The sequence below is a fragment of the Paenisporosarcina sp. HGH0030 genome (genome assembly GCF_000411295.1).
Lineage (GTDB): Bacteria > Bacillota > Bacilli > Bacillales_A > Planococcaceae > Paenisporosarcina.
Genome location: NZ_KE150421.1, coordinates 1,357,512 through 1,381,390, shown reverse-complemented (window position 1 = coordinate 1,381,390; position 23,879 = coordinate 1,357,512). Strand labels below are relative to the sequence as shown.

The 23,879-nt window shown below is 38.3% G+C and carries 20 protein-coding genes, 1 tRNA gene and 1 pseudogene; 13 read left to right on the top strand and 9 right to left on the bottom strand.

Features of this window, described 5'->3' with window-relative positions:
* Positions 1 to 316: 316 nt before the first annotated feature.
* Together HMPREF1210_RS06890 and HMPREF1210_RS06880 are read left to right on the top strand one after the other, a co-directional pair.
* Entirely contained in the window at positions 317 to 1,582 is a 1,266-nt protein-coding gene (locus tag HMPREF1210_RS06890) for a M48 family metallopeptidase (protein WP_016427912.1), read from the top strand.
* A 1,429-nt stretch (positions 1,583 to 3,011) separates the two neighbouring features.
* A complete protein-coding gene (locus HMPREF1210_RS06880; RefSeq protein WP_016427910.1) occupies positions 3,012 to 3,338 on the top strand; it encodes a hypothetical protein in 327 nt (108 codons plus the stop codon).
* A gap of 184 nt (positions 3,339 to 3,522) precedes the next feature.
* Here HMPREF1210_RS06880 and HMPREF1210_RS06875 read toward each other — a convergent pair whose 3' ends face one another.
* Positions 3,523 to 4,374 (bottom strand): helix-turn-helix transcriptional regulator, encoded by an 852-nt coding sequence (locus HMPREF1210_RS06875; RefSeq protein WP_016427909.1) that lies wholly within the window; start codon positions 4,372 to 4,374, stop codon positions 3,523 to 3,525.
* 122 nt (positions 4,375 to 4,496) lie between these two features.
* Here HMPREF1210_RS06875 and fabF point away from each other — a divergent pair, with 122 nt between their 5' ends.
* The gene (gene fabF / locus HMPREF1210_RS06870) at positions 4,497 to 5,732 is read left to right on the top strand and encodes a beta-ketoacyl-ACP synthase II (protein ID WP_016427908.1); all 1,236 of its coding nucleotides are present in this window, start codon (positions 4,497 to 4,499) and stop codon (positions 5,730 to 5,732) included.
* A 727-nt stretch (positions 5,733 to 6,459) separates the two neighbouring features.
* Here the strand turns inward: fabF and HMPREF1210_RS06865 are convergent.
* The 3 genes from HMPREF1210_RS06865 to HMPREF1210_RS06855 all read right to left on the bottom strand — a co-directional run bounded on the left by HMPREF1210_RS06865 (position 6,460) and on the right by HMPREF1210_RS06855 (position 12,495).
* Positions 6,460 to 10,098: a PQQ-binding-like beta-propeller repeat protein gene (locus tag HMPREF1210_RS06865; protein WP_016427907.1), complete on the bottom strand. Its 3,639-nt coding sequence runs from the start codon at positions 10,096 to 10,098 to the stop codon at positions 6,460 to 6,462.
* Positions 10,099 to 10,188: 90 nt separating this feature from the next.
* On the bottom strand, positions 10,189 to 11,271 hold the full coding sequence (locus tag HMPREF1210_RS17270) for a HupE/UreJ family protein (RefSeq protein WP_051123195.1): 1,083 nt from the start codon (positions 11,269 to 11,271) through the stop codon (positions 10,189 to 10,191).
* A 348-nt stretch (positions 11,272 to 11,619) separates the two neighbouring features.
* On the bottom strand, positions 11,620 to 12,495 hold the full coding sequence (locus HMPREF1210_RS06855; RefSeq protein WP_016427905.1) for an endonuclease/exonuclease/phosphatase family protein: 876 nt from the start codon (positions 12,493 to 12,495) through the stop codon (positions 11,620 to 11,622).
* A gap of 247 nt (positions 12,496 to 12,742) precedes the next feature.
* Here HMPREF1210_RS06855 and HMPREF1210_RS18480 point away from each other — a divergent pair, with 247 nt between their 5' ends.
* The 6 genes and pseudogenes from HMPREF1210_RS18480 (at position 12,743) to HMPREF1210_RS06835 (ending at position 15,460) form a co-directional block, all read left to right on the top strand.
* Positions 12,743 to 12,877 (top strand): hypothetical protein, encoded by a 135-nt coding sequence (locus tag HMPREF1210_RS18480; RefSeq protein WP_016427904.1) that lies wholly within the window; start codon positions 12,743 to 12,745, stop codon positions 12,875 to 12,877.
* 25 nt (positions 12,878 to 12,902) lie between these two features.
* Positions 12,903 to 13,091, top strand: a complete 189-nt coding sequence (locus HMPREF1210_RS06850; protein WP_016427903.1) for a hypothetical protein — start codon at positions 12,903 to 12,905, stop codon at positions 13,089 to 13,091.
* 188 nt (positions 13,092 to 13,279) lie between these two features.
* Positions 13,280 to 13,981: a metallophosphoesterase family protein gene (locus HMPREF1210_RS06845; RefSeq protein ID WP_036659418.1), complete on the top strand. Its 702-nt coding sequence runs from the start codon at positions 13,280 to 13,282 to the stop codon at positions 13,979 to 13,981.
* Between the two features lie 116 nt (positions 13,982 to 14,097).
* Positions 14,098 to 14,187 (top strand): annotated as a pseudogene (locus tag HMPREF1210_RS17990) (IS3 family transposase); the annotation flags it as partial.
* A 467-nt stretch (positions 14,188 to 14,654) separates the two neighbouring features.
* Positions 14,655 to 15,017, top strand: coding sequence for a YxiJ family protein (locus HMPREF1210_RS06840; protein WP_016427901.1), 363 nt, complete (start codon positions 14,655 to 14,657; stop codon positions 15,015 to 15,017).
* A gap of 116 nt (positions 15,018 to 15,133) precedes the next feature.
* Positions 15,134 to 15,460: a hypothetical protein gene (locus HMPREF1210_RS06835; RefSeq protein WP_016427900.1), complete on the top strand. Its 327-nt coding sequence runs from the start codon at positions 15,134 to 15,136 to the stop codon at positions 15,458 to 15,460.
* 54 nt (positions 15,461 to 15,514) lie between these two features.
* On the opposite strand, the gene HMPREF1210_RS06830 is transcribed toward HMPREF1210_RS06835, so the two are convergent.
* The 3 genes from HMPREF1210_RS06830 to HMPREF1210_RS06820 all read right to left on the bottom strand — a co-directional run bounded on the left by HMPREF1210_RS06830 (position 15,515) and on the right by HMPREF1210_RS06820 (position 16,929).
* Positions 15,515 to 15,587: transfer RNA gene (locus HMPREF1210_RS06830), tRNA-Val, on the bottom strand.
* A 77-nt stretch (positions 15,588 to 15,664) separates the two neighbouring features.
* The gene (locus HMPREF1210_RS06825; protein WP_016427899.1) at positions 15,665 to 16,189 is read right to left on the bottom strand and encodes a 2'-5' RNA ligase family protein; all 525 of its coding nucleotides are present in this window, start codon (positions 16,187 to 16,189) and stop codon (positions 15,665 to 15,667) included.
* A gap of 17 nt (positions 16,190 to 16,206) precedes the next feature.
* Positions 16,207 to 16,929, bottom strand: a complete 723-nt coding sequence (locus HMPREF1210_RS06820) for a thermonuclease family protein (protein WP_016427898.1) — start codon at positions 16,927 to 16,929, stop codon at positions 16,207 to 16,209.
* 67 nt (positions 16,930 to 16,996) lie between these two features.
* Here HMPREF1210_RS06820 and HMPREF1210_RS06815 point away from each other — a divergent pair, with 67 nt between their 5' ends.
* Positions 16,997 to 17,842, top strand: a complete 846-nt coding sequence (locus HMPREF1210_RS06815) for a DNA-3-methyladenine glycosylase (protein ID WP_016427897.1) — start codon at positions 16,997 to 16,999, stop codon at positions 17,840 to 17,842.
* 99 nt (positions 17,843 to 17,941) lie between these two features.
* Positions 17,942 to 19,222 carry an MFS transporter gene (locus tag HMPREF1210_RS06810; protein ID WP_016427896.1) on the top strand — a complete coding sequence of 427 codons (1,281 nt, stop codon included), beginning with the start codon at positions 17,942 to 17,944 and terminating at the stop codon, positions 19,220 to 19,222.
* A 48-nt stretch (positions 19,223 to 19,270) separates the two neighbouring features.
* Here the strand turns inward: HMPREF1210_RS06810 and HMPREF1210_RS18185 are convergent, their stop codons facing one another.
* Positions 19,271 to 19,414, bottom strand: a complete 144-nt coding sequence (locus tag HMPREF1210_RS18185) for a hypothetical protein (RefSeq protein ID WP_016427895.1) — start codon at positions 19,412 to 19,414, stop codon at positions 19,271 to 19,273.
* A gap of 136 nt (positions 19,415 to 19,550) precedes the next feature.
* On the opposite strand from HMPREF1210_RS18185, the gene HMPREF1210_RS06805 reads away from it, so the two are divergent.
* Positions 19,551 to 20,489 carry a Gfo/Idh/MocA family protein gene (locus tag HMPREF1210_RS06805; RefSeq protein WP_016427894.1) on the top strand — a complete coding sequence of 313 codons (939 nt, stop codon included), beginning with the start codon at positions 19,551 to 19,553 and terminating at the stop codon, positions 20,487 to 20,489.
* Between the two features lie 116 nt (positions 20,490 to 20,605).
* Positions 20,606 to 21,994 (top strand): aldehyde dehydrogenase, encoded by a 1,389-nt coding sequence (locus tag HMPREF1210_RS06800; RefSeq protein ID WP_016427893.1) that lies wholly within the window; start codon positions 20,606 to 20,608, stop codon positions 21,992 to 21,994.
* A gap of 205 nt (positions 21,995 to 22,199) precedes the next feature.
* Here HMPREF1210_RS06800 and HMPREF1210_RS06795 read toward each other — a convergent pair whose 3' ends face one another.
* A complete protein-coding gene (locus HMPREF1210_RS06795) occupies positions 22,200 to 23,798 on the bottom strand; it encodes an ATP-binding protein (RefSeq protein WP_016427892.1) in 1,599 nt (532 codons plus the stop codon).
* Positions 23,799 to 23,879 lie beyond the last annotated feature (81 nt).

Sequence of the window (23,879 nt, the reverse complement as noted above, 5' to 3'; positions counted from 1 at the left end):
CATCTCCTGGATATATTTCTTGAGCAGGTTTTCCTTTTTCCTAATACCAGCCTCTTCCGCCAGTAACCAAAAGAATCTGTCCACTCGGATGTGCATGCCAATTGTTCGTTAGGTTTTGATTAGATATTGGCTTTAATACAGCACTCCTTTCATTTTAATAAATACTCTGTGATGATATCTCTAAGTCCGTCCAAAGTGGGCTTTTCTTAATAGAATAGTTGGAAATAAAGCATATTTGTTAGAATATGGTTCTATCTTTTCCGTTTTTGATTACACTAAATGTATGTAAGAGAGAGTGAGTGGAGGTGAAGTGGATTTGACGAAAAAATGGGGAATTAATGCTCTTTTCTTATTTGGGGTATATGCTTTCCTGATGTATGTTTATATCTTCCATAGTGGCAGTGGGGGTATACCTGCAACTTTAAAAGGAACTGTTGCAGATCCGCATGTTTTTATGTCGGATCGAGAATTGTACCTTAGTGAGGAGTATTCAAGAATAAAGAATTTTCTCTTTTTTGTATCAATACCGTTTGAATGGCTTGTCTATTTATTTATACTGATTACTGGACTTTCACAAGCGTTTGAAAGATGGATTCCTTTGCAAAAAAAATGGGCAATTTTGCAAAATGCAGTATATGTATTTTTACTGTCTGTTCTTACGTTTATTGTTTTATTTCCTTTAGACTATTACAGATATTTCTTAAGTAAAAAATATGGGATTAGTACCCAGGATTTCAATTCTTGGATGCGAGATAATGTCATTGATTTTTGGGTTAACTTAGGAACGACTGTAGTGATTGTAACGGTTCTTTATTGGCTTATAAATAAAAGCACAAAGAGATGGTGGTTCAATGCCTGGTTACTAATGATTCCTTTCTCCATTTTCCTCATGTTTATTCAACCAGTAATAATCGACCCCTTATATAATGATTTTTATCCACTAACAAATAAAGAATTAGAGACGAAAATTCTCACGTTGGCTGAGCAAGCAAAAATTCCAACAGAACATGTGTATGAAGTTAACATGGCGGAAAAGACAAATGCTCTAAATGCTTATGTTACGGGGATTGGGAATAATTCAAGAATAGTATTATGGGATACGACTTTGAACCGCTTATCAGAAAATGAAATTCTCTTCATCATGGCTCATGAGATGGGGCATTATGTGGAGAAACATATATATTTTGGAATCGCTCGTTATATCCTAATGATGCTTGTCGGGCTCTGGTTAACCGCTAAAATAATGCCTTGGGCTATCCATCGCTTTGGACGTGTATTAAAAATTAAACGAGTAAACGCTATTCATTCATTGCCATTATTTTTACTTATTACATCTTTTCTATTATTCGTTTCAAGTCCAATTTCAAATTATATTTCTAGATATCAGGAAACAAGAGCTGATCAGTATGCAATAAACCTAATGGACGACCCGGAGGCAGCTGTCAAAACTTTTCAAGAACTTACGAAGGCAGGATTGAATGAGGTGAATCCTCCACTACTCGTAAAATGGTTTCGTTATTCACATCCGACAATGCTAGAAAGAATAAATAAAGTTGCAAATGAAAATGAATCAAAAGAGTGAGGGGCAAAATAGTATTATTGTAAATTTAATCGTTCTTCAACTAACGGGGAGCTGCAGTCGGTGCAGGTACAGGCAGACTAGCTGGAGCATTAATTGGGATGGGCATTCCGGAAGATGAGGCAGATTAATACGAACGGGATGTTAAAGATGGAAAGCTGCTCGTGTTGTTAGATCCGAATGCCAGAAAAACGGATTCATTCGGTAACAATGAATTACACATAACTTCAGGTACTACTAGACATTAAGTACAATAAATTCACAAAAAACAAGGTCAATCCTTTCTGAGGATTGGCCTTGTTTTTATGAGCTAAGGAAAGTAGAAACATTCTTAGCTCATATTATAGAAACCTGATTGCTTTATACTATTTCACTATTCTCTTTCTTCAAGTGAAGGAAACGCGGTTGAAATGATGTATTTAACAGAAAATCCAGTTCAATTAAGTGGAGAAAAGTATGAAAATGAAATTAACTATTTACCCCTATATATATAAGGAATACAAGAAACAATTTCTTGGATGAAGAAAAGGGCATGAATGTATTTAACTGTATTTCGTTACATTCAAAATTTTTTTGAAAGTATGTATAAAAGTCAAATTAGTTGCTAATAATATAAGCAAATGACCCAATTTCTTCATTATTGAATTAATAGTTTTATTAATAGATTTGTCCTTAAACTTATCAAATAGTAGATATAGTATATAAAATAAAATATGTAATAGGGTTATTTCTTGAGTTGCTATATGAAAGAGAAAAGAAGAAGGGAGGAAATAACTCTTATGAAAACGTTTATAAACAAATTTGCAGAAGCGATTGGCATAGGTATCCTTTTACTATTATTTAATCCTGAGTTAATGGTGGTAGGATCTAGTATTCGAGAGAATGCATATGAGACGATTGTAGTCAGCCTATTAGTAATAATAATCGTTTTGATTTTAAGAAAACCCAGATCACGAGCATAATGATTGAAAAAAATAAAAATCGTCAATTCTGAGCGAACTATACCCAACTTAATTATAGGGTTAATTAACTTGGAATGTTTCGGATAAAATTAAGGGAGAAGATGAATGACATTATTCCTATTAGCTTCTTCAACTAACTGGTACCTTAGTTTAAGAACTTGCTGCCTTTACAGGGCAGCTTTTTCTTATGGAGTAATGAATTTGATCACTTTATAATCCGGATGTAATGTCAACCTACTATGAATGAAAGGTTTATAGTCTTTAATGTTTAATAATAGATCATTTACAAATCTATAACAGTTAAGATGTATTTTATTAACAATACAGCTTTAATATATATATTAGTGGGGATAGCTTGAGTGGCTATCATGGTATTTGGCGAAGGAGGAGCCAATACCTTTTTATTGTTCGTTTTATTTTTTTGTTCGTTTCTTTCGTTACTAATAAATTATAAATTTAGGGGGCTTACAATGTTAACGTTGTCTGAAAATAATAATGAAGTGCTACCAATGACCCTAAATATTAAAGAAATTGACAAGCAATATATCATTAAGCAAAAAATATTTGAAGCATTAAATTTTTCAGTATACATAGTTACGTGTAAACAAGAAGGTACATTCTATGAACTCCTATTAATTAAAGATTTCAATTCAGAAGGACCATCAGCACATATTTGGCACAAAAAGCTTTGTAAGAACTCAACTATTATAGAGATTGCAAAAGAAGTTGCTGAAGCTATCCAATCTGGATTCATTAAAAACGAATCCTCTCTTGTGTTGGTTTGTAATAAAGTTTGATCAAAAGCATGCTACAAAAATTGATTTTTCAACAGAAGAAACCCAAACATTTTGAAAAAAGTTTGGTCAAAATGCTTGGGTTGTTTGTTGCTAGTGAATAATTTTTTATAAAAAAGTTTTGATCATTTTCTACCTGTGTTTGCACAACAATAGCGCCCTATAATGGAATAACGAAATTACTTTATTAATTTTCAACGGAAACCCTCTTCATTAATCGCTTTAATTTCTTTTCTGTATCTGTTTCCTCTACTGGTGTATAGATACTGCACCGTAAATCCATATCACCTTGAACTTGGAGAGAAGTTAAATTAAACAACATTTTGCCTGCTTTAGCATGTCTGAATTCAATTATCATTTCTGGAGCCTTACTCACTTGACTTTCTAGCCATAAATCTTGGAATTCTGGATGTGAATGACTCATTTCTTTAATAAATTGGTTGTACCATTCATCGCCTAAATAGTGTCCATAATAGGTACGGAAAATGGCAAGAAAACCTTTCGCAAAATGTTCCCAATTGACGGCCAATGCTTTGAATTCTTTTCTGGTGAACACTAAACGAATCAAATTTCTTTGATCATTCGGTATTTGTTCAAAATCTAAAAAAACATGAGCAGCTGCAGGATTCCAGCCCACAATATGGCAATGTCGATCCGTAATGATAGTCGGACAATATGTTAATTCAGCTAGTATTCGTTTTAAAGAAGGGCTAAGCTCTGATTGATCCTTTTTTGGATGTGTAATTTCCGATTTTGCTTCTAATGCCAGGTCATATAAGTAGTCTCTTTCATCATTATTTAATTGCAAAGCTGTAGAAATACAATCAAATACGATTGAAGAAACTTTTATATCTCTTCCCTGCTCTAGCCATGTATACCAAGTGGTACTTACACCTGCTAGTTGTGCAACCTCTTCTCTTCGTAACCCAGGTGTCCTTCTCCGGGTTCCGACAGGCAAACCAATTGACTCTGGCTTAATTTGAGCACGCTTAGCTTTTAAGAATGTCGACAAAGCTTCAAGCCTAGTTTTATCATTCATTTTTAAAACTCCTCATCATACCAATTTAACCTAGTGGTAATTATACCAGGATAAACAATCACTTGTAATAGGATAAAGTGACTGTAAAATACAAGTATATTATTGATTTGGAGTGATGAACAGTGGAAAGAGTTGTGATTACAGGTATGGGAGTAGTCTCTCCTATTGGAAACAACCTCAAGACATTTTGGAACAATCTGATTAACGGAGAGTCTGGTATATCCCTTATTGATACATTTGATGTTACTAATCATAAGGCAAAAATTGCAGGTGTCATACGAGATTTTGATGCAGATGAAATTTTTGGAAAGAAAGAAGCAAGACGTTTAGATCGCTTTTCTCAATTTTCTTTGGCTGCAGCCGAACAAGCTTGGACAGACTCTGAGTTAGACCTCAAACGTATAGACGGAGAAAGGTTAGGCGTATACGTAGGTTCAGGTATAGGGGGACTTGAAACCTTAATTGAAAATATTGATGCGCTTAGACAGAAGGGACCAAGAAGAGTCAGCCCAACTCTAGTACCTGCCATGATTTCTAATGCTGCTGCTGCACAAATTAGTATCCAATGGAACGCCATGGGACCTTCTATGTCTCCTGTTTCCGCATGTGCAATTGGAAATACAGCTATCGGAGAAGCCTTTAGACTAATCCGTTCTGGAGAAGTTGACGTTATGTTTGCGGGTGGAACAGAGGCAGCTATAACAGACTTATCAATAGCAAGCTTTGGTAATGCTACAGCATTATCAACAAGAAACGACGATCCAACTAAAGCTAGTCGTCCATTTGATGAAAATCGAGATGGATTTGTCATGTCAGAAGGAGCTGGAATTCTAATCTTAGAATCCTTATCTCATGCTTTACGTAGAGAGGCAAAGATTTATGCAGAAGTCATTGGATATGGTGCAAGTTCAGATGCACACCATATGGTAGCTACACACCCAGAAGGTAGAGGGGCCTATCTTGCAATGAGATCAGCTTTAAAAAATGCCAATATATCTCCTGAGGAAATTGATGTTATTAGTGCCCATGCAACAAGTACAAAAGTGGGGGACATCTCTGAAACGATGGCTATTAAGCAGCTATTTGGAAAGCTAGCTTATCAGATTCCAATAACAGCTAATAAATCTATGCTTGGTCATATGTTAGGGGCAGCTGGTGGAGTTGAAGCAATTGCTTTAGCAATGAGCATAAAGGAAGAGATAGTTCCTCCAACAATTAACTTAGAAAATCCTGATCCATTATGTGATCTAGATTATGTACCGTCTGTTGCTCGCCAAGTGAAAATAAATATGGGGCTATCTAACTCATTTGGTTTTGGAGGTCATAATGCGGCTATTGTTTTAAAAAAATACGAGTGAATAAACTTTCTCTCGTAAATCTAACCGTTTCCTCTAGAAACGGTTAGATTTATTCAATTAAATGGCCCTTTAGTTGAGTAACTTTATTGCTACTCAATAGTTCCTTAATCCGCGCTTTCCGTTCAGAACTTCTTTTCACTTTTCACTATAAAAACACCCCTTTATATAAACAGATCCAAAGGGGCAAAACATCGCTACTTTTTTATAAACGTCGCGATTTTATTCAAAACATCGCGTCTTTTTTAAAAACATCGTGACTTTATTTAAAAACAGCATCTTGTGTAGTAGCCTGGTTTTGCGCTACATGGATGGCTAACTGCTTAGTTTAAGCTGCCTTTACACGGAGCTTTTTCTTAATGGTAATGAAGTTAATGACTTCACTATAGTAGCATTTGATAGTTAATGCAGAGGGTGATTATGGCGGGTTAGTGCGGAGTGGCAATAGGGGGCGTTCTTTTCTTTAAGCCGTTTGCGTTGTCGCGCCTTCGGTTTTTTTGTTTACCTTCCTGATGTCCCCTAGTTCAACTTTTAACTGAAGGTGATCACTTCCTCATCCGGAAGTATGTCAACCAATGTGCAAGGGCATCCCCTTTCAAATAAAACATTTACTGCCCAACATTCACTTAAAAAAGGGGTGCCGAAAACTCCGGCACTCCTTTTCATTAGGGTCAATTTAATGAGTATTCTATCAAACTATAAAACAGTCAAGTAAAAGTGGATGTAGAGATTACTCTGCTGCATTTGGATCCAATGTTTCCAGCTGTGTTGCCCACCGCTCAATATTAGCTGCGGGGTTCGTTCCTTCGGCAGGATAGTCGGTGATGTGGTACCAGCTGATTGTCCGTTTTTCGCCTGCTGCTACACTTGCATCAAAGGAGGCACCGAAAATATAACCGAAGGCACTGATCCCAGTTGGTTTGTCTTTGACCCAGGCAATCCCATGTGCCGGGCTGTTTATAGCGGTTTTAGGCCCATCATACACATAATTCCCCGTCCATCCGGAAGTCTTGAAGCCGGGATTAACGTTTGCAAAACCTGGAACTATTGCCGTGTCATCAGAACTGTCTGGATCGAGTAAATATTGGAAGTATCCTTTGAAATCTTTTGTTCCGGTATTTTCTAATTCCAAGGTTAGCTTGGCCACCGGTGCATCCGGAAGCAATTGGTAGGTGACCGACGTCTTGATGGACGGATCAATTTGTGCTTCTCCGGAAGCTTTTATTGCGTTTCCTAAGGTCTCGATTTTAGGAAGAGACAGCCATTCTCCAGAACGGTTCCATGGAACTTGTGGATCATTCATAGTCGGTGAAAGGATTAACTCGCTCCAATCCAAGGTTTCCATGGCATTATCATCCTGTAGGGCAAAATCGCCTAGCCATCCAGGCTGGAAAGTACCTGCCTGATTATTGGCAGCCACTTGTGTTGAGATGGTCGCCTCTACCTTGTTATTGATGATGTAATGGTACGGGTTGTCTGTTGTTGCGTCCAAGCGGGTGCTTCCTGCATGAAAATCTGGAGCTTCCTGAGATTCTCCTGCAATCGGCTCGGTGATGGCGTTTAGCTTTAGTTCCTTCGTTTCATTTTTCCCCTCTACCATCGTGACAGAAAGAGAAGTGTCTGAATAAAACCCTCTTCGTTTTGTAGAAAGAGTATATTTGCCTGGTTTTAATCCGATCAGGTATTGGCCATCAGCATTGGCTACTGAAGTCTGGCGGTTCCCCTCGGTATCGGTCGCTACAACGGTCGCACCGGCTACCGGTTTTCCGGTATCAGCATCCGTCACCTTACCGGTTACTCGCGGCCATCTTTGGGCAGATTTTCCTCCAGGTGTGTATGCATAAAGGTTTCCATCATGAGCACCAACAACAAGTGTATTTCCTGAAATCGCAGGGGAAGATGCCACCCAAGCTCCAATTTCATGATGCCATAATGGCTGTCCTGTTATTCGGTCAAGCGCATAAAGATTTCCGTCGTTGGAACCGATGAAGATGGTTTCTCCACTAACGGCTGCTGATGAAATGATTCCGCCATCCGTACGATATTTCCATTTTAAGGAACCTGTGCCCGCGTCTATTGCAGCAACGTTTCCGTCAGGGAATCCCATGTAGACGACTCCATCCGCTACGGCAGGGGAGGAACCAGTTGCCTGACCATGAATGTAGGATTTATCGGAGCTCTTATAGCGCCATAGCTCGTTGCCTGTCGAGGCGTCGAGTGAGACGATTAAACCGCCCTGGTACCCCATAAACACACGGCCATCTGAGATGGAAGGCATGGAGTGCATCCAGCCGCCTGCTGGTTTTTTGCGCCAGATTTCCTTGCCTGTAGCAGCGTCAAGAGAGATCAGCCAGCCGCCGTCTGCACCAACAAATACCTTGCCATCTTGTACTACAGGTGTGGATTCAACGATCCAGCCGCCTGCTAAAGGAGCATTCCATAATTGTTCGCCAGTTTTGGCATCAAGAGCCATGATTGCACCTCCGCTGCCTGTGCTGTATGCCTGGTATAGGATTCCATCGGCTACTGTTGGAGAATAATACATCCAGGATCTCTGTACTTGATCCTTGCCAACGGATTTTTCCCAAATCCTTTCCCCGGTTTTTGCATTCATCGCATAGAGTGTGCCGCGAATCGAATTCGCATAAACGACTCCGTCTGCTACTGCTGGGGATGCTTGGACCTGGGCATCTGCTTTTACTGCCCATTTCTTTAGGCCGGTTTCCAGGTCAACCGCATGGATAGCATTTTGGTCCGTTCCGTTTTCATCACGTGTCCCGATATAAACCATTCCATTTGCAATGGCAGGGGAGGAGGTAAGAATCGTACCTGGTGTCCGGTAGGTCCAACCTAATCGCATACCCGCTTCGAGTGTATCTTTTGCCTCTCCGGTATGCTGGGCATTGCCGTGGAACATCGTCCAGTCAGAACCGCCCTTAGGTGAGATACGCTGAGAGTCCACGATGTTGAACGTGTTGTTTTTAACCCAAACCTTTCCTGCATCGTCGGTTACCCTAACTTCTATGGCATGCTTGCCTTTTGATGCTTTTTTAGCATTCCATTGGGTAAACCAGGCCATTCCGCTGCTTTGTTTCAGTTTTTTCCATGAGCCGCCATCTACTCTGTATTCCACTTTAGAGATATTGCTTGTCGTATTATAGGCATTTACCAATATGTCCACTTCGCCCTTTGGAACATCGCTTCCGGCCGCTGGATGGACAATCGCTGCGCTTTGTTTAACGTCATACATCTTATACTTAGCATTCTTGTGGTCGCCCTGGAAAGAAACCATCCGGAATCCGTTCGGTGACTGATCGATCGTATAAGCACTTGAAACAGTCGTTACATGGTTAGCACCTGGAATCGTATCTTGTGCCACATCGTTAACATGGGTATGTCCAACCATCACCAGTCGTGTCTGATACTGGCTAAGAAGTTCAATAAACTTCTTCGTGTTATCAGGTGACGGGGTTTCCGGTGTATTCAAAGGCTTATGGACGAATACTACTACTTCTTTGTCTTTTGCATTTTGGGCGAGATCCTGTTTTAACCATTCCAATTGGTCATTTTCATTGAAGCCCAATGTATTTTCCAATGTGACAAAATGCCTGTTGCCATAATCGAATGAATACCACTCAGGTCCGAGATACTTGCGGTAACGGTCTACTCTTGTTTGATAGCTAGAACCTGGGGCAAAGTCATGGTTTCCGACAGCTGGGTAGACAGGAACAGCAGATGTAGCTGTGCTCGCTGTATAATCCTGATATTCTGCATCGGTCGCCCGGTTGGTCAAGTCGCCACTAATGGCGATAAAGGCCGGGTTTCCTGTCGATTCGTTAATTTGCGCTAGCTGTGATGTGAATCGTTCACGGTTATTATTTGACCCTGCTTCCACGTGAACATCGGCCACGTTGGCAAAGGAAAAGTTAGGATTATTGCTTTCAGGCTTAAGTAGCAGTCCGAAGTTTTGTTCTCGTGTTTCACCGGCCTCGAGGTTGCCAAGTTGCTTATAGAACTGGGGTGTTTTGTTTTCGTCTGTTGGGACGCTATACCCGCTAGGAACGGTAACAAAGACGATATCCGACTGGCGTCTTTCAATGTTTGCCGTCAGTGTATACTTTCCTGAATCATCGGTAACGGAAATGCTCTTACCATCTGATACAGACACATTTGGAATTCCTTGTTCGTTGTTATCGCGGACTCCATTTCCATTTTTGTCTGCGAACACCGTTCCCGTAACAGTAGCATTAGGATTATCTGCGACAACCGGTTTGACGACAGCCGCCAAAGCAAGACTACACATCACGGCTACGGTAATCGGTTTAAGCTTTTCCTTCACCGTTTTCCCTTTTTCATTTAAAGGTTTCATTCTTATTCCTCCTATTAATCTCGTATTTTTAACACCCTTAAGCTACTCTTTTTGAACCACCCCCTATAAGAAAAGGAAAGAGATTCAGCATTAGGCTAAAAATCGCTCAAAATACCAGAATAATCCCATTCCAAAAATACCAGCGGTTGCCGATCCGTAGACGACAGTTGACCATTCGAATCGGCGGATATAAAGAAGAATGGGAAATAGCAGCATGATGATCAGTGCTTGTCCTACTTCAACACCAACGTTAAAAGACAAAATGGACAAAAGCGAACGCCAGGTTACATCATTTGACAGCTGTAATGCACCGGCAAATCCCACCCCATGGATCAGTCCAAAGCCAAATACGACGGCAAAACGGAGCTTCGTAGAGAATCCGAAGAAATGTTCCAGGGCGACGAATGCAATACTTAACGCAATGAGAGGCTCTATAATCTCGGAAGGGAGATTGATTAGCTTTAAGGCAGTGAGGCCTAGTGTAATACTGTGGGCCAAAGTAAACACAGTAATAATTTTGAGAATATCTGAAAATCGGCGCGTACCAAGTAAAAGAGCGATCACAAACAGGATATGGTCATACCCGATCATAATATGGTGGAATCCGAGTTGAATAAACCGGATGATTTGGCCGATGATGGTTTCCTTGCCGATTTGCAGTTCCCGTTCACCCCCATGAAAAACAAATTGTCCTTTTACTTTATCCAAGTTATAGGTTGCGATGTTCCTGTGCATGGGGTCATTATCGTCAAAAAAGACGCTGTACTGAATTTGGATCGATTTCTCTTTGGCAGGGCGGGGGAACTCAAGCGTGATTTTGGCATAATCTCGGTTCGTTCTTTTTACAACCTCTGTTGCCTTTATCATTCCTTCTGATTTAGCTCCATCCGTGAATAGTTGAAAATGGGAGGCCAGGTATTCCGTTACAGCATCCTGTTTATCTTCCAATGCCTTTGTCAATTGGTCCTTAGAGGAACCTGGATTAACCTCGAAATCTATCAACCTTCCAAGCTCAAAATAGTCTATATAAAGCTCTACATTCAGCTTATCTCGATCCAGCGTGATGTTTGAATATCCCTCGCTGTTATCTGTGTGAGCTGAAGCGTTAACAGGACACAACGTTATCGTAATAATGAATAAGAGCATCATGTTCCATAAAACGAACTTTCTCACCTCTACACACCCTTCAATCTAGTAAATTTTCCTTTGCTTACTCTCCGTCTCTTATGGAGTCGGCAACTTTTTTTAAAGAAAAAGCTGCGTCATCCCAATACCTATGACAACGCTTTAGCTGCATAACCAAAAAAATAATGTATCTCTCTTCTGGGATCAGGGGAAATCGGCTTAGGTGCCGGAGTCTTTAATGCAAGGTAGTTTTCCAATTAAGATCCGAGAAGAGAGAATTCATTCATAGTATTCCTGTCTGGCTTATTGTGAATGAATAGCTCTTAAGTGCATAAAGTGTTTCCTATGCTCAAAAATCCAAAATTCTTACCGGAAATAGTGTAAGCTGTCACCCATCTACTTTTGTCCATTATTAAATGGCTCGTTTCGTTCAAGTTTGATAACAGCGGTCACTGGGAGATGATCAGAAGCTAAAGTTTGAATCACCTCGGCATTGACTGTTTCGATATTATCGGTTGTGAAAATATAGTCGATTCTCACAGTAGGGTTTATTGAAGAATAAGTGTAAGCTGTAGGTTGATCAGCAAAAGCATCACTAAAATTGGAAATCATCAGCTGCATTTCCGGGCTTTCCGGTTTTGCGTTTAAATCACCCATGATAATTTTAGGTCCTTTAACTTGCCCAGCAAGTTCATTGACTTCCCGAATCTGGATTTCGCGTTCTGCGGAAGTCAGCGCTAGGTGAGTATTATAAAAGTGAACTTGATTTCCTTTAACATTGATCGTCGCCTCTAGCAGGCCTCTCTGCTCCGTGTTTCCAATTTTAGTAAGTTTGTGGTTTTCAGAATCTAAGATTGGATATTTGCTTAAAATCGCTGTCCCATACTGGCTGCGCGGTTCCCCTTCGATTAATGGTGCATTATCAAGGTTTGCTCCATACACATAAAACATGCCAAGCCGTTTTGCCAGCCAATTTGCCTGGTCTTCGAAGTTGCTGCGACTAGACCAATGATTGTCCACTTCCTGCAAGCCAATGATATCTGCCTCCGAGTTTTCAATAACCTGAGCAATCCGTTCCAAATCCAAAACCTTATCTGTCCCTTCACCGTGATGAATGTTATAAGACATTACCTTAACGTCAACCGATTCTCCGCGTGGGAACTCGGTTTCATCGGCAAAGGAGTTTTGTCCGAAACCAGAAAGAGCAACAATGGCACAAGCAACAGTCAACATGAACGATACTGCTTTTCGTCTTTGATATTTTGTCATCATAATGAATCCTCCTAATCGATTTATGTATTTCTACTTTAATCATACAAAAGGAATTTATGGTTTTTATAGAAACTAAATTAAGAAAATGTATAATTATGTTACTATTTTGTAAATTATGGTTATTGGGACCTATGACAATGGTACTGTTGAAAATTTATTTTCTTTGGACAAAAAAGTGACCGAAGGAAAAGAAAATGGATAGTTTAGAAAGCCTCCTAAAGAAGAAAATTCTTTAGGAGGTTTTTTATTGGAATATAAACTCGACTTAGAACAGAAACGTAAAGTAGCTTTAGCATTAATAGAGGAGTGGGAGAGGAAACTAGAAGAGGGAAGTGAAATAATCGTGTCTAATATTAATCAGTCACAGAAAATGGACTTATAACCAGAAGTGTTAAGAGTGATATTTAATGAAGAAAGAAGAAATTGAGTCATACCCTCTTGTATTAACAGCAAAAGAGATTAGTTCAATCCTGAAAATTTCTAAACCCAATACATACGAGGTGATGAAAAGAATAGATTTTCTACTTATAAAAATTGGAAGATGTAAGGGAGTATTAAGAGATGAATTTTTTCGTTGGTTAATGAGCCAACAATAGAAAAGGAAAATTTGGTCTTTAAGAAAATCTTCCTTAAGTGAAACAGTATATAACAGTATCAATTAATTTCTATGTAATGTTTATATACTCATGAATATCTTCACATGAGAATAAATTTTAGTCCATTTATAAATATGATAGAATAATAAAAACAAACTATTCTAACAGTTAATAAGGATGTGAGGCAGTTGAAACGAATGCTTGCCATAAGTGATATTCATGGTGATATAGAAAAGTTCGAGAGACTTTTGGAGCTTGTTCAATATGACAAAGACAGAGACCAGTTACTTTTATTAGGTGATTTTGTGGATCGGGGGTCCCATTCAAAAGCTGTTTTAGATAAAGTCATTCAGCTGAAGTGCGAGGGAGCGATTGCTTTAATTGGCAATCATGAAAAGATGATGATAGATACTTTTCATGGTGATCTGATGAACTTGAAAAGATGGTATTACAATGGCGGAATAAAAACGCTTCAAAATTACTACTATGACATTGAAAAGGACGATGCTGAGTATTGGTTTACGACCGACGAAATGCCTGAGCCTATTCAAATGAATGATGACATCCGCACACATATTGAAATACTAAAAGAGTTTCCATACTACTATGAAACAGAAACCCACATCTTTGTTCATGCAGGAGTTGATCCGGAAACACCAATAAAGTCGTCAGAACCTCATACATTAGTGTGGATTCGTGAGGAGTTCCACAAGGGATACAAGGGAGTAAAGACCGTTGTATTCGGACATACACCGACAAAGTATTTGCACGAAAGCAGCGAAGTATACTTTGGGGATAATAATATCATTGGAATTGATGGCGGCTGTGCTTATGGTGGAAGGTTGTATTGTCTGGAGGTTGGGAGTTCACAAGTTTTTTATGTTGAATAGTACATATTAGAGCATGATTTACTTGATAGGTTCGCTCTCTTGAGACTAACATTAGAGTAATTTTTTTCAGAACACTTGGAGATTAGATGAAACAGAAATATTGTTCCAGTCAATTTTTCTTGGAACATTACAATACAAGACGTAAGCAATGGAATCTAAAAAAGATGACTCCAGCACAATACCGGAGTCATCTGATCGCTGCATAATTGCAGGGTACCTTTTATTTAAGTGTCCGTAATTAAGGGTTAGTTCACAACGGTAGAGAAAGCTCTTCTTTCCTATGCAACTTCTGACGATAAAGTTTACTGTGAATATGAAAAATACATACAATTACAAAATCGAAAATTATATGGAGTAGAATCTAGTTGTGTAATAGTTGGTTGTATAGATAAGAGGATCCATGATAAGAAAGGTAATGATTTATGAACTTTAAAGAAATCGAAGTCCCTCAAGAATACTCTTTGCCTTTTCAACTAAAGTTCTTGTCATTCTGTATCCCTTCTTTCATTCAAGACTAGACAGTCATTAACCGGTGCTTTAGTTAAAGATCATTGGGCTGTTTAAACAGCCCTTTTTCTTATAGAACTAACGGGGCAGGTTAGTTGAAGAAGGTTTTTTCAGTTTTAGATATAATTATTAGGAAAAACAAACTGAATTACAGGTGGGGTAAGAAATGAAAAATGATTTAATCAGTGAACTTGAAAATCTTTATAATACAGAATTAATGAATGAATTCCCAAACGAAGATATTGAACAGATTGAAAAAGATTTCGAGGATAGTATCTCAGAAGAAGATTGGCTGGATGCTGATTTTAATGAATTTTGTATGCTTATCGCAGGAAGTTCCTCTTATGTATTAGGTTATAAAAAAATCCCTAATAATCAAATGCAATTCCTATATAAAGACTTTTTTTCACTTTATCCTAAACATTCATTTTTAAAAGATTCCGTAAGTAATTATCCTCATTTTTATAAAGAACTTGTAAGTTTTGAAAAGGCACGAGAATTATTACTGGTTATTATTCAGAATAAATAAGTCTTGTTGAACTAACGAGTGCTTGAGTTGAAGATCAGTGAGCTTATTGAACTAACGGGGCAGTTTAGTTTAACTAAGGTGTGATAAAATATTCCATGTAAATTAGGAGGGGAAAAATGGTATCTAAATTAAAAAAACTTGTTAGTTATTTTATATTTAAGATTGGACAGAAATCAAAACAAAGTTCGGTGGGATGGACAACCTTTGCACCATTAAGAATCGTACCCGAATATACAAATATAGATTTAGAGAAAAAACAAGTCACAGGGGTAGTAAAATATAATGGTGAAGCATATTTAACTGTAATTGTGGATGTTCAAAAAAATAAAACAATGATAAAAGGAAGTCTAAGAAGGATTGGTGAATTAACAAAACCTTTTAAAAAAAGTAACTACATTGAAATAATTAAATCTGAAGCTGAGTATTGCAGGAATTCATACTAAAGGAAAAAGCCTGAAAACGCTGTAATAACAACGTTTTCAGGCTTGAAAATAAGATGATCCCGACTGGGCTCGAACCAGCGACCTCCACCCTGTCAAGGTGGCGCTCTCCCAGCTGAGCTACAAGATCGTTTTTACTAGGACAAATTCTATTATATCGTTCATAGGCTAATAGTCAATGACCTAATAAAGAAATATGCGAATAATTTACTTTAAAAAATATGTCCATTCAGTTTGTGCATGTCCATTTACAATCGACCAGCATTCCAGCGCGACCGCCTTGCCTGATTGTGGTTCAAACGCTAAGCTGGCTCTCTGGAAAAGCGGACCCCACGCTGTGAGAGGCACTTTGTTAATCAGTGATGAATGAGGAACCCATTTACCTGGCAGGTAGGGAGATATTTCATTCGTATGTAAATGCGAAATTAATGAAAATAATTCCCGATGAAACGTCTCCAATTCTTTTGTAACGACGGGAGCCACAAAAAAAGTACCATTCTGTTTGAAGAAACCTAATGAAGAAAAAGAAATGTCTAGTTGTTTTTGTTGTTCTATCCATTTGTTTACTTGTTCTTTTAATGTCGCCGGATTGATCTTTTCAAAAGAAAACAGGCTAATATGTGGAGGCATTTGCGTTTCATTGCCCCGTCTTGAAGCTAAGTGTAAGTCTTTGCTATCATGCTCTAATTTTGTGGAAAGTTTGTAATCAAACCTTAAGACAAGTACTTGCATATTCATTTCTCCTTTACTTATTCCCCAGATTTTTTAAATCCTGCATCCAATGCTTGCTGCTCTGAACAAAACCATTTTTCTGGTTTTGTTTGATTATAATATTTTCCTGTTGGTGTGTGATAAATTTTCTTGTTTTCACGATTGATATTGCCTTTAATTAAGCATTCGCTCGGATGTTTATTTACTTCTGTTTTTTCTTCTTCAACTTTTGTTTCATCGAATCCTCTTTTGGTTACATAGTTTTTATATTCCCATACTCCCAAATTGTTTTTACGGGCAATTGCTTCAGCTTCTTTGTAAGCATCTACATAACGATCATTTGGAGGGAAAACATAGGCAACACGAGCAAGCCCTTCTGATAGCAACGTTTCTTGGACGGATTGTCCATCTGCATAAACATATGCCAAAAGACGCTCGTAATCATCATAGCGGTCTCCTTCATCAAATTTGAGAGACACAGCAACATTCTTCAGTAACTGTTCATTGCGTTCACTCGCTTCGTCACCAAAAGGCTGATTCCCAAGTGTTTGGTGTCTTACTTCGGGAGTATCGATTAATAAATACCTGACAGTTTCTATCTTTCCGTTATACTTTACTTTAATGGTATCTCCATCAATGACAGCAATCAATTCGACTGGAATCGTATCGTTTGCACTGGTTGATTTATCAGTAAAATTCGAACTCACATCACAGCCTGCGAAGAGAACTGGAACGAGAAGGAGCCACAACCATTTTTTCATTTATATCCCTCGATTCTTACTGTCAAAATGTATGTACTAAATATAACCGAACAGGAAGGAAACGACTATGGCAGAAACTATTCATTTAGATTTCCCTTATAATTTCGAGCGTGTGCTCGATCGATTATCAATGGACCCATTAATTTCTTTAAACAAAGAAAAGCGATATGTAATGGTGCCAACTGAAGAGCGCAAAATTTATAAAGTTCAAGCCTTTGGTACAACCGATGAGCCTGTATTCAAAATAATAGGACTTGAAGACGATAAAGAAATCCAGAAAATCAAAGAAATTTTTCATTTCGACCGTTCCCTAGAACCTATTCATGAACACTTTGCAAAAACGAACCTTGCTTTACTATTTGAAGAACACCGGGGGACACCCATCATTCGGGAATTTTCGTTGTATGCGACCTTAATGAAAAGCATTATTCACCAGCAGCTGAATTTATCCTTTGCACATACATTAACAGAGCGATTTGTTCATACATTCGGCGAACAAGTGGAAGGAGTATGGGTGTATCCTGATCCTTTTGCAGTAGGGGAACTTCAAGTTGAAGATCTGCGGAAATTGCAATTCAGTACGAGAAAAGCAGAATATGTAATCGGTGTTTCAAAAGCGATTGCAAACGGAGAATTGGATCTCGAATCACTTTCTTATCAAGATGATGAAACAATTATTGAGACTCTAGTGAAATATCGTGGAATCGGCCCATGGACAGCGGGAAGTTTTTTGCTTTTCGGATTGGGCAGACCTAATTTATTTCCACTTGCAGATATCGGTTTGCAAAATGCATTAAAAAAAATTTGGGGAACAGCAGATAAACCGAAAGCTGCGGAAATTTCTTCACATTTTCCGGAATGGTCTCCTTATTTAAGCTACGCATCGCTTTATTTATGGAGAAGTATTGAGTAAATTCTGTCATTCAGTCGAATTATGTATGTCTATTTTATTGGTCCCAATGATACAATAATTTTATGAAATATCAGATAATGATCTTGGGGAGTAGACATCATGAGAATTAGAGATTGGGATCGAAGTTTGAGAGCAAGGTTAATAGGAGAAGCGTTTATGAACATTACGTTTTGGATGTTTTTCCCTTTCCTTGCCATTTATTTTGCAGAGGAGTTTGGTAAAACCACTGCCGGTTTATTGCTTATCTTATCGCAAGTATTTTCAGTAGGAGCCAATTTAGCGGGAGGCTATTGTGCTGATCAGTTTGGTCGAAGAACGATGATGGTCATATCCTCGTTTGGTCAAGGGGGCGCATTTTTCCTGTTTGCACTTGCAAATTCACCTATTTTAGATTCACCTAGCTTAGGATTTATCGCATTCACTATCGCAAGTATGTTTGGCTCTCTCTATTGGCCAGCAAGTCAGGCTATGGTAGCAGATGTAGTACCAGAAGAGCACCGTAGTGATGTCTTTGCCGTTTTTTATACTTCAATAAATATTGCCGTTGTTATTGGACCGATTCTTGGAGGGATTTTCTTTTTCAGCTATAGATTCGGGTTGATGGTAACCGCAGGTCTCGTTTGTTTATTACTGGCATGGATCCTCATTAAATTTACTGAAGAGACGAAACCAGTTCGTTCAGATGATGATGCACAAGGGGCACCACGTGGATTTATGCATGCCATCCAAAAACAAGTGAAAGATTACGGTGTGATTCTGAACGACAAATTGTTTCTGCTTTTCATTATTGCAGGAATACTAAGTGCACAAACGTTTATGCAATTGGATTTACTGCTACCGGTATATATTAAGGAAGTAATCGGAAATCAATCTTTGGGAACTTGGTTTGGAACAGATATAAAGCTTACAGGTGAACTTGCCTTTAGTGTACTTATTTCAGAGAATGGATTACTTGTAGCTTTGTTGACAGTTGCTGTTACACGGTTTGTTGCGTCGTTTAAAGAGAAAAACATTTTCTTCATCTCATCCATCTTGTATGCATTGGCCATGATTGTTTTTTCTCTGTTTGATTTATTTTGGATTTTTCTTTTGGCGATGGCAATCTTTACATTTGGTGAGTTAATGATTGTAGGCTTGCAACAAAGCTTTATTTCAAAATTGGCACCAGAACATATGCGTGGCCAGTATTTTGCGGCTGCTAGTCTACGTTACACAATTGGCCGAATGATTGCCCCATTATCCATTCCACTAACAGTTTGGTTCGGCTTCTTTTGGACATTTACCATCATTGCGATACTAGCTGTAGTAAGCGCTTTTGTATATTACGGCATGTTCTATTTATTCGAACAAAAAAAGACAGCTTCTCCGTCATCTTCTTGAAGGGGAAGCGGTCTTATGTAGGTTGGAATCGAAATTCTATATTCAAATTTATTGTTCCGTCGTTTCAATTTGTTCAATTTCATTGAAGTAGATGAAGGATTCTTCTTCTAATTCAGCTAAACGTTCCTTATTGATACCTAGGCTTAAGTTTCCTGAAAAGATAGGTTCCCACCAAGTTTCTGTTTTTAACATGTTATTTCCTCCTTTGATTGTCTTAAATTATTTGTTAGTTCTTTACCCTAAAAAGTTACACATATAAACAACTTTTTTGATAAATACTTCTTAAGACCTTAAATTGATGCACAAACTATACGAAGGAGTGAGCGATATGAATCAAACAACATTTGCGGTTATTGGTACTGGAATTGTAGGAGAACGTATTATCAATCAACTTTTAGCTAATCCTAATTGCAAAATTGTCAGTGCGTTTGATGAGAATATACAACGATTACAAGAAATGAAAAGTAAATACGAGTTGCCAATAGCAAATTCTATTGAAGAATTATTTGAGACGAAACCACACTGGGTGTATATAGGAACACCTCCTAATAGTCATGCCTCTCTTGCTTTACAAGCAGCTGAAAAAGGCTGTTTGGTGTTATCTGAAAAGCCACTCGCTCACGATGTGGAAAGCGGGAAATTAATGGTTGAAAGTGCTAAACAAGCAAATATCTTAACGGCGATGCATTTTCCTCTTATGTATAGTCCAGCAATTCAAACGTTAATGAATGAAGTTGCAGACAATACACTTGGAGAAATACTTCGCGTTGAACTTCAAACATATTTCCCGCATTGGCCAAGAAAATGGCAACAGAATCCATGGATTGGTTCTCGTGCTCAAGGTGGGTTTATAAGAGAAGTATTTCCACATTATCTTCAAATCATGTATCGACTTTTTGGGGAATTTACATTTTCAGCACATCATACAAAATATCCTGAAGATCAAAGTTTATCTGAAACAGGAACTTCTGCATTCGGTCAAACTTACAGTGGCATTCCGATTCTAATCAATGGTTTAAGTGGAGTAGGACAGGAAGAACTTTTGGAATTCAAAGTGTTTGGAACAAAGAAAGTGATGACAATTAGAAATTGGTCAGAACTATGGGTAAGCGAAAAGGATGAGCCGGAGAAGAAAGTCGAAATCAATAAAACAACCAAATCTTTGTGGGATGCTTGTCATGATGCGAGAAGTGGAAAAGAAGCTTCGCTTGTGTCCTTTGAAGAAGGGTTAATCGTGCAGCGTTGGATTGATGAATTATTGACTTGAGTAAATTCCTTTTAGGTAAGTGGAATACATATGTAGACACCTTTTTTGAAGGTGTCTTTTTTGCGTGCAATCACACTACACGTTACAATAAAGTGATAGATGACGGGAGTGATAGAATGAATTTCACAGTGCAGGACGTTGACCATATGATTCAATCTCAACATGATTTTTACTATACAGGCGCCACAAAATCAGCAGCATTTCGAAAGCAGCAATTAACTAAACTGAAGCAGGCTATACAACTTCATGAACAAGAAATCGTACGGGCACTTTATGATGATTTACATAAAAGTGAATTTGAAGCATATGCCACAGAAGTAGGGTTTGTATTAGATAGTATCGGATATATGTTGAAGAATCTAGAGGAATGGATGAAACCGGAAGCAGTTAAAACGGCTCTTCATTTACAACCAGCAAAAAGTTTCATTATTCGTGAACCTTATGGCTCTGTCTTGATTATTGGTCCATTCAACTACCCATTTCAACTGGTCATGGAACCACTGATTGGTGCGATGATTGGAGGGAATTGTGCTATCGTCAAACCTTCGGAATCGGCTGCTCATACGGCCATCGTTATCAAGAAAATCATTGAATCAACATTTCCACCAGAATATATTCGTGTGGTTGAGGGTGAACGGGATGAGACATCCATTCTTATTCATGCACCGTTCGATAAAATTTTCTTCACCGGAAGTGTTCAAGTCGGAAAAATCGTCATGAAAGCTGCAGCTGAAAGATTGACTCCTGTGACGTTAGAACTTGGCGGAAAAAGTCCTGCAATCATTGATCATACCGCAAATTTAGAAGTCGCTGCGAAGCGTATCGTCTGGGGTAAATTCGTCAATGCCGGACAAACTTGTGTGGCTCCTGATTATTTACTGGTGAATCACAAAGTAAAAGATCAATTTATTGAGTTATTAAGGAAAACAATAAAAGACTTTTACGGGAAAGACCTACAAAAGAGTCCGGATTATGGCCGTATTATTAATCAAAAACAGTTCGATCGATTAAAACAGTTAATCAGACATGAAGGTGCCCACATTGTCTCCGGTGGAAATATGGATGAAAGTGACTTATATATTGAACCAACCATTCTAGACGGGGTTTCGTGGAATAGCCCGTCTATGGAAGATGAGATTTTTGGACCAATTTTACCAATCATGACTTATGATCGATTGGAAAGTGCAATAAGACAAATTAGAAAGTTACCAAAACCATTGTCTGCTTATTTATTTTCTGAAAATGAAAATGCCATTCAGTACTTTTTGGATGAACTGCCTTTCGGTGGAGGGTGTATCAATGATACAGTGACCCATGTAGGGAGTGCTCATTTGCCGTTTGGCGGTGTGGGGTCATCCGGTCTGAACGCTTATCATGGGAAATATAGTTTCGAAGCATTTACTCATGCCAAATCAATATTGAAAAAGAGTACCAAGTTTCCAGTGAATATTGTATTTCCACCATATAAAAACAAAGTGAAACTTGTGAAGACTCTTCTTAAATAGATGGTTATGTTAACATTTATTAAGATTAGAGGGAATCAGCTCCCTTTCCGCGGATGAACTAGCAAGCCTCCTCGGGGCAACAGGAGGTTGGTCACGAAGGCGTTGCCACACGAGGTGGCGTTCTTAGCCTTCGTTCCTTGAACAGTACAGTTTTACAAAGCTAAGAAAAAAATATACTAATACTAAAAAATCAGCGACCTTCATTTTAATTGGAAGTCGCTGATTTTTCTGCTTTATTATAAGGGAGTAAGATTGATACGGTAGTGCCTTTATTGAGTTGGCTATTAATAGTAATTTTCCCGGCATGCTCCTGAATGATTTTTTCGGAAATCATCATTCCAAGTCCAGTACCTGTGGTTTTCGTCGTGAAGAAGGGTTCAAATATTTGATTCACAACTTCCGGCGTCATACCAGCACCATTATCACGAATATGAATACTGACAAATCCCTCTGTCTCCAAATCTGTAGAGATTTCTAGGGAGCCTTCATTGGTCAGTGCTTCAATTGCATTTTTAACAATATTGATTATTACCTGTTTAATTTGATTCTGCTCACCAATAACTATTGCATTTTGGGCATTCCAAGATTCTTTCAGTAAAATACTTCTTAAATTAAGCTCTGGACTAAATAGAAGCACGACATCTTGAATGATTCTTTCAATATGAAATTCTTTTGCCTTTGTCACATGAGGTTTTGCGAGAATTAAAAACTCACTGATGATTAAGTTGATTCGCTCAAGTTCTGAAGCTATTAACTTTGTATAAGTTTGATAGGGGTGTTGATCATCTGTATTCATCATTTGAATGAAACCTGAAATCACAGTCATTGGATTACGGATTTCATGCGCAACTCCAGCAGCAATTTCTCCTGCCAGTTTCAGCTTTTCAGTCTGGACAATCAGTTTTTCTGCTTCTTTACGATAAGAAATATCCCGTGTAATAACGGACATTGCTACTATATCCCCACTTTTGTTGTAAATGGGACTTAACGTCAATTGCGCATCAAAGAAAGTGCCATTTTTTTTCATATCTTTTGTTTCGAAAGAGTAAAAACTTTCTCCTTTTAAAACTTTTTCGATTCTTTCGTTTGCTGCTGCCACATTCTCAGGTGGTACAAGTGGAATGTGGTTGCCGATACATTCCTCTCGACTCCAGCCATAGAGCAGCTCAAAAGCTGGATTCAGTGCAATAATGCGGGCATCTAAATCAAATACTGCAATGCCATCCTTGGCATTCTCAAAAAACATATGTAAATAGCCTTCCCTGGAATCTAGGGCTCTTTCCAGTGTCGATTGCTGTTCTTCCATTCGATGCCATGTGTTGCGCATAAAGAGTGAATGGACAACAGCTGTCAAACTTATTAAAATCAAAAACAATAGGACAACATATAGATTACCGAATTCAATGGTGCTTTCAAAATTTATATAGTTTTTTTGGAAAAGATAAATGACTTCCAGTGCAGTAATTGGTAAAAGAATTAAACTTGATATGATTGAATGGTATAATGAAGCGATGAATAGTGGATATACAAAAAGTAAAATATGTATGTAATAAGGTGTATCAATAATTAGATATAAAATATATCCATTCATTCCGCCCAGTATCAGGGTTTGCATCACATAATTATTTATGTTCATTCTCCGAAGAATATATAACAGGATACAATATAGGATAGCGAAAAGTGGGATGGAAACTGGATTTTGGTAATGGATAAACAGACTTGATAATGTATGTAAAAGTAATCCAACTGCAAATAAATTTATGAACAATCGATTGCGTTTTGTCAGGAGCATAGATTTGTCCATTTTTCACCTCGTTAATAAGTAGTTATTCCTATATCATACATGATTTAGCGGTGTGCGAACATGCTGAATTTTGATATGATA

Excerpts from the sequence above, each read along its gene's own strand:
- HMPREF1210_RS06880 (WP_016427910.1), top strand. The coding sequence starts at position 3,012 with ATGTTAACGTTGTCTGAAAATAATAATGAAGTGCTACCAATGACCCTA.
- HMPREF1210_RS06875 (WP_016427909.1), bottom strand. The coding sequence starts at position 4,374 with ATGAATGATAAAACTAGGCTTGAAGCTTTGTCGACATTCTTAAAAGCT.
- HMPREF1210_RS06865 (WP_016427907.1), bottom strand. The coding sequence starts at position 10,098 with ATGAAACCTTTAAATGAAAAAGGGAAAACGGTGAAGGAAAAGCTTAAA.
- HMPREF1210_RS06855 (WP_016427905.1), bottom strand. The coding sequence starts at position 12,495 with ATGATGACAAAATATCAAAGACGAAAAGCAGTATCGTTCATGTTGACT.
- HMPREF1210_RS06850 (WP_016427903.1), top strand. The coding sequence starts at position 12,903 with ATGAAGAAAGAAGAAATTGAGTCATACCCTCTTGTATTAACAGCAAAA.
- HMPREF1210_RS06840 (WP_016427901.1), top strand. The coding sequence starts at position 14,655 with ATGAAAAATGATTTAATCAGTGAACTTGAAAATCTTTATAATACAGAA.
- HMPREF1210_RS06835 (WP_016427900.1), top strand. The coding sequence starts at position 15,134 with ATGGTATCTAAATTAAAAAAACTTGTTAGTTATTTTATATTTAAGATT.
- HMPREF1210_RS06825 (WP_016427899.1), bottom strand. The coding sequence starts at position 16,189 with ATGCAAGTACTTGTCTTAAGGTTTGATTACAAACTTTCCACAAAATTA.
- HMPREF1210_RS06820 (WP_016427898.1), bottom strand. The coding sequence starts at position 16,929 with ATGAAAAAATGGTTGTGGCTCCTTCTCGTTCCAGTTCTCTTCGCAGGC.
- HMPREF1210_RS06815 (WP_016427897.1), top strand. The coding sequence starts at position 16,997 with ATGGCAGAAACTATTCATTTAGATTTCCCTTATAATTTCGAGCGTGTG.
- HMPREF1210_RS06810 (WP_016427896.1), top strand. The coding sequence starts at position 17,942 with ATGAGAATTAGAGATTGGGATCGAAGTTTGAGAGCAAGGTTAATAGGA.
- HMPREF1210_RS18185 (WP_016427895.1), bottom strand. The coding sequence starts at position 19,414 with ATGTTAAAAACAGAAACTTGGTGGGAACCTATCTTTTCAGGAAACTTA.
- HMPREF1210_RS06805 (WP_016427894.1), top strand. The coding sequence starts at position 19,551 with ATGAATCAAACAACATTTGCGGTTATTGGTACTGGAATTGTAGGAGAA.
- HMPREF1210_RS06800 (WP_016427893.1), top strand. The coding sequence starts at position 20,606 with ATGAATTTCACAGTGCAGGACGTTGACCATATGATTCAATCTCAACAT.
- HMPREF1210_RS06795 (WP_016427892.1), bottom strand. The coding sequence starts at position 23,798 with ATGGACAAATCTATGCTCCTGACAAAACGCAATCGATTGTTCATAAAT.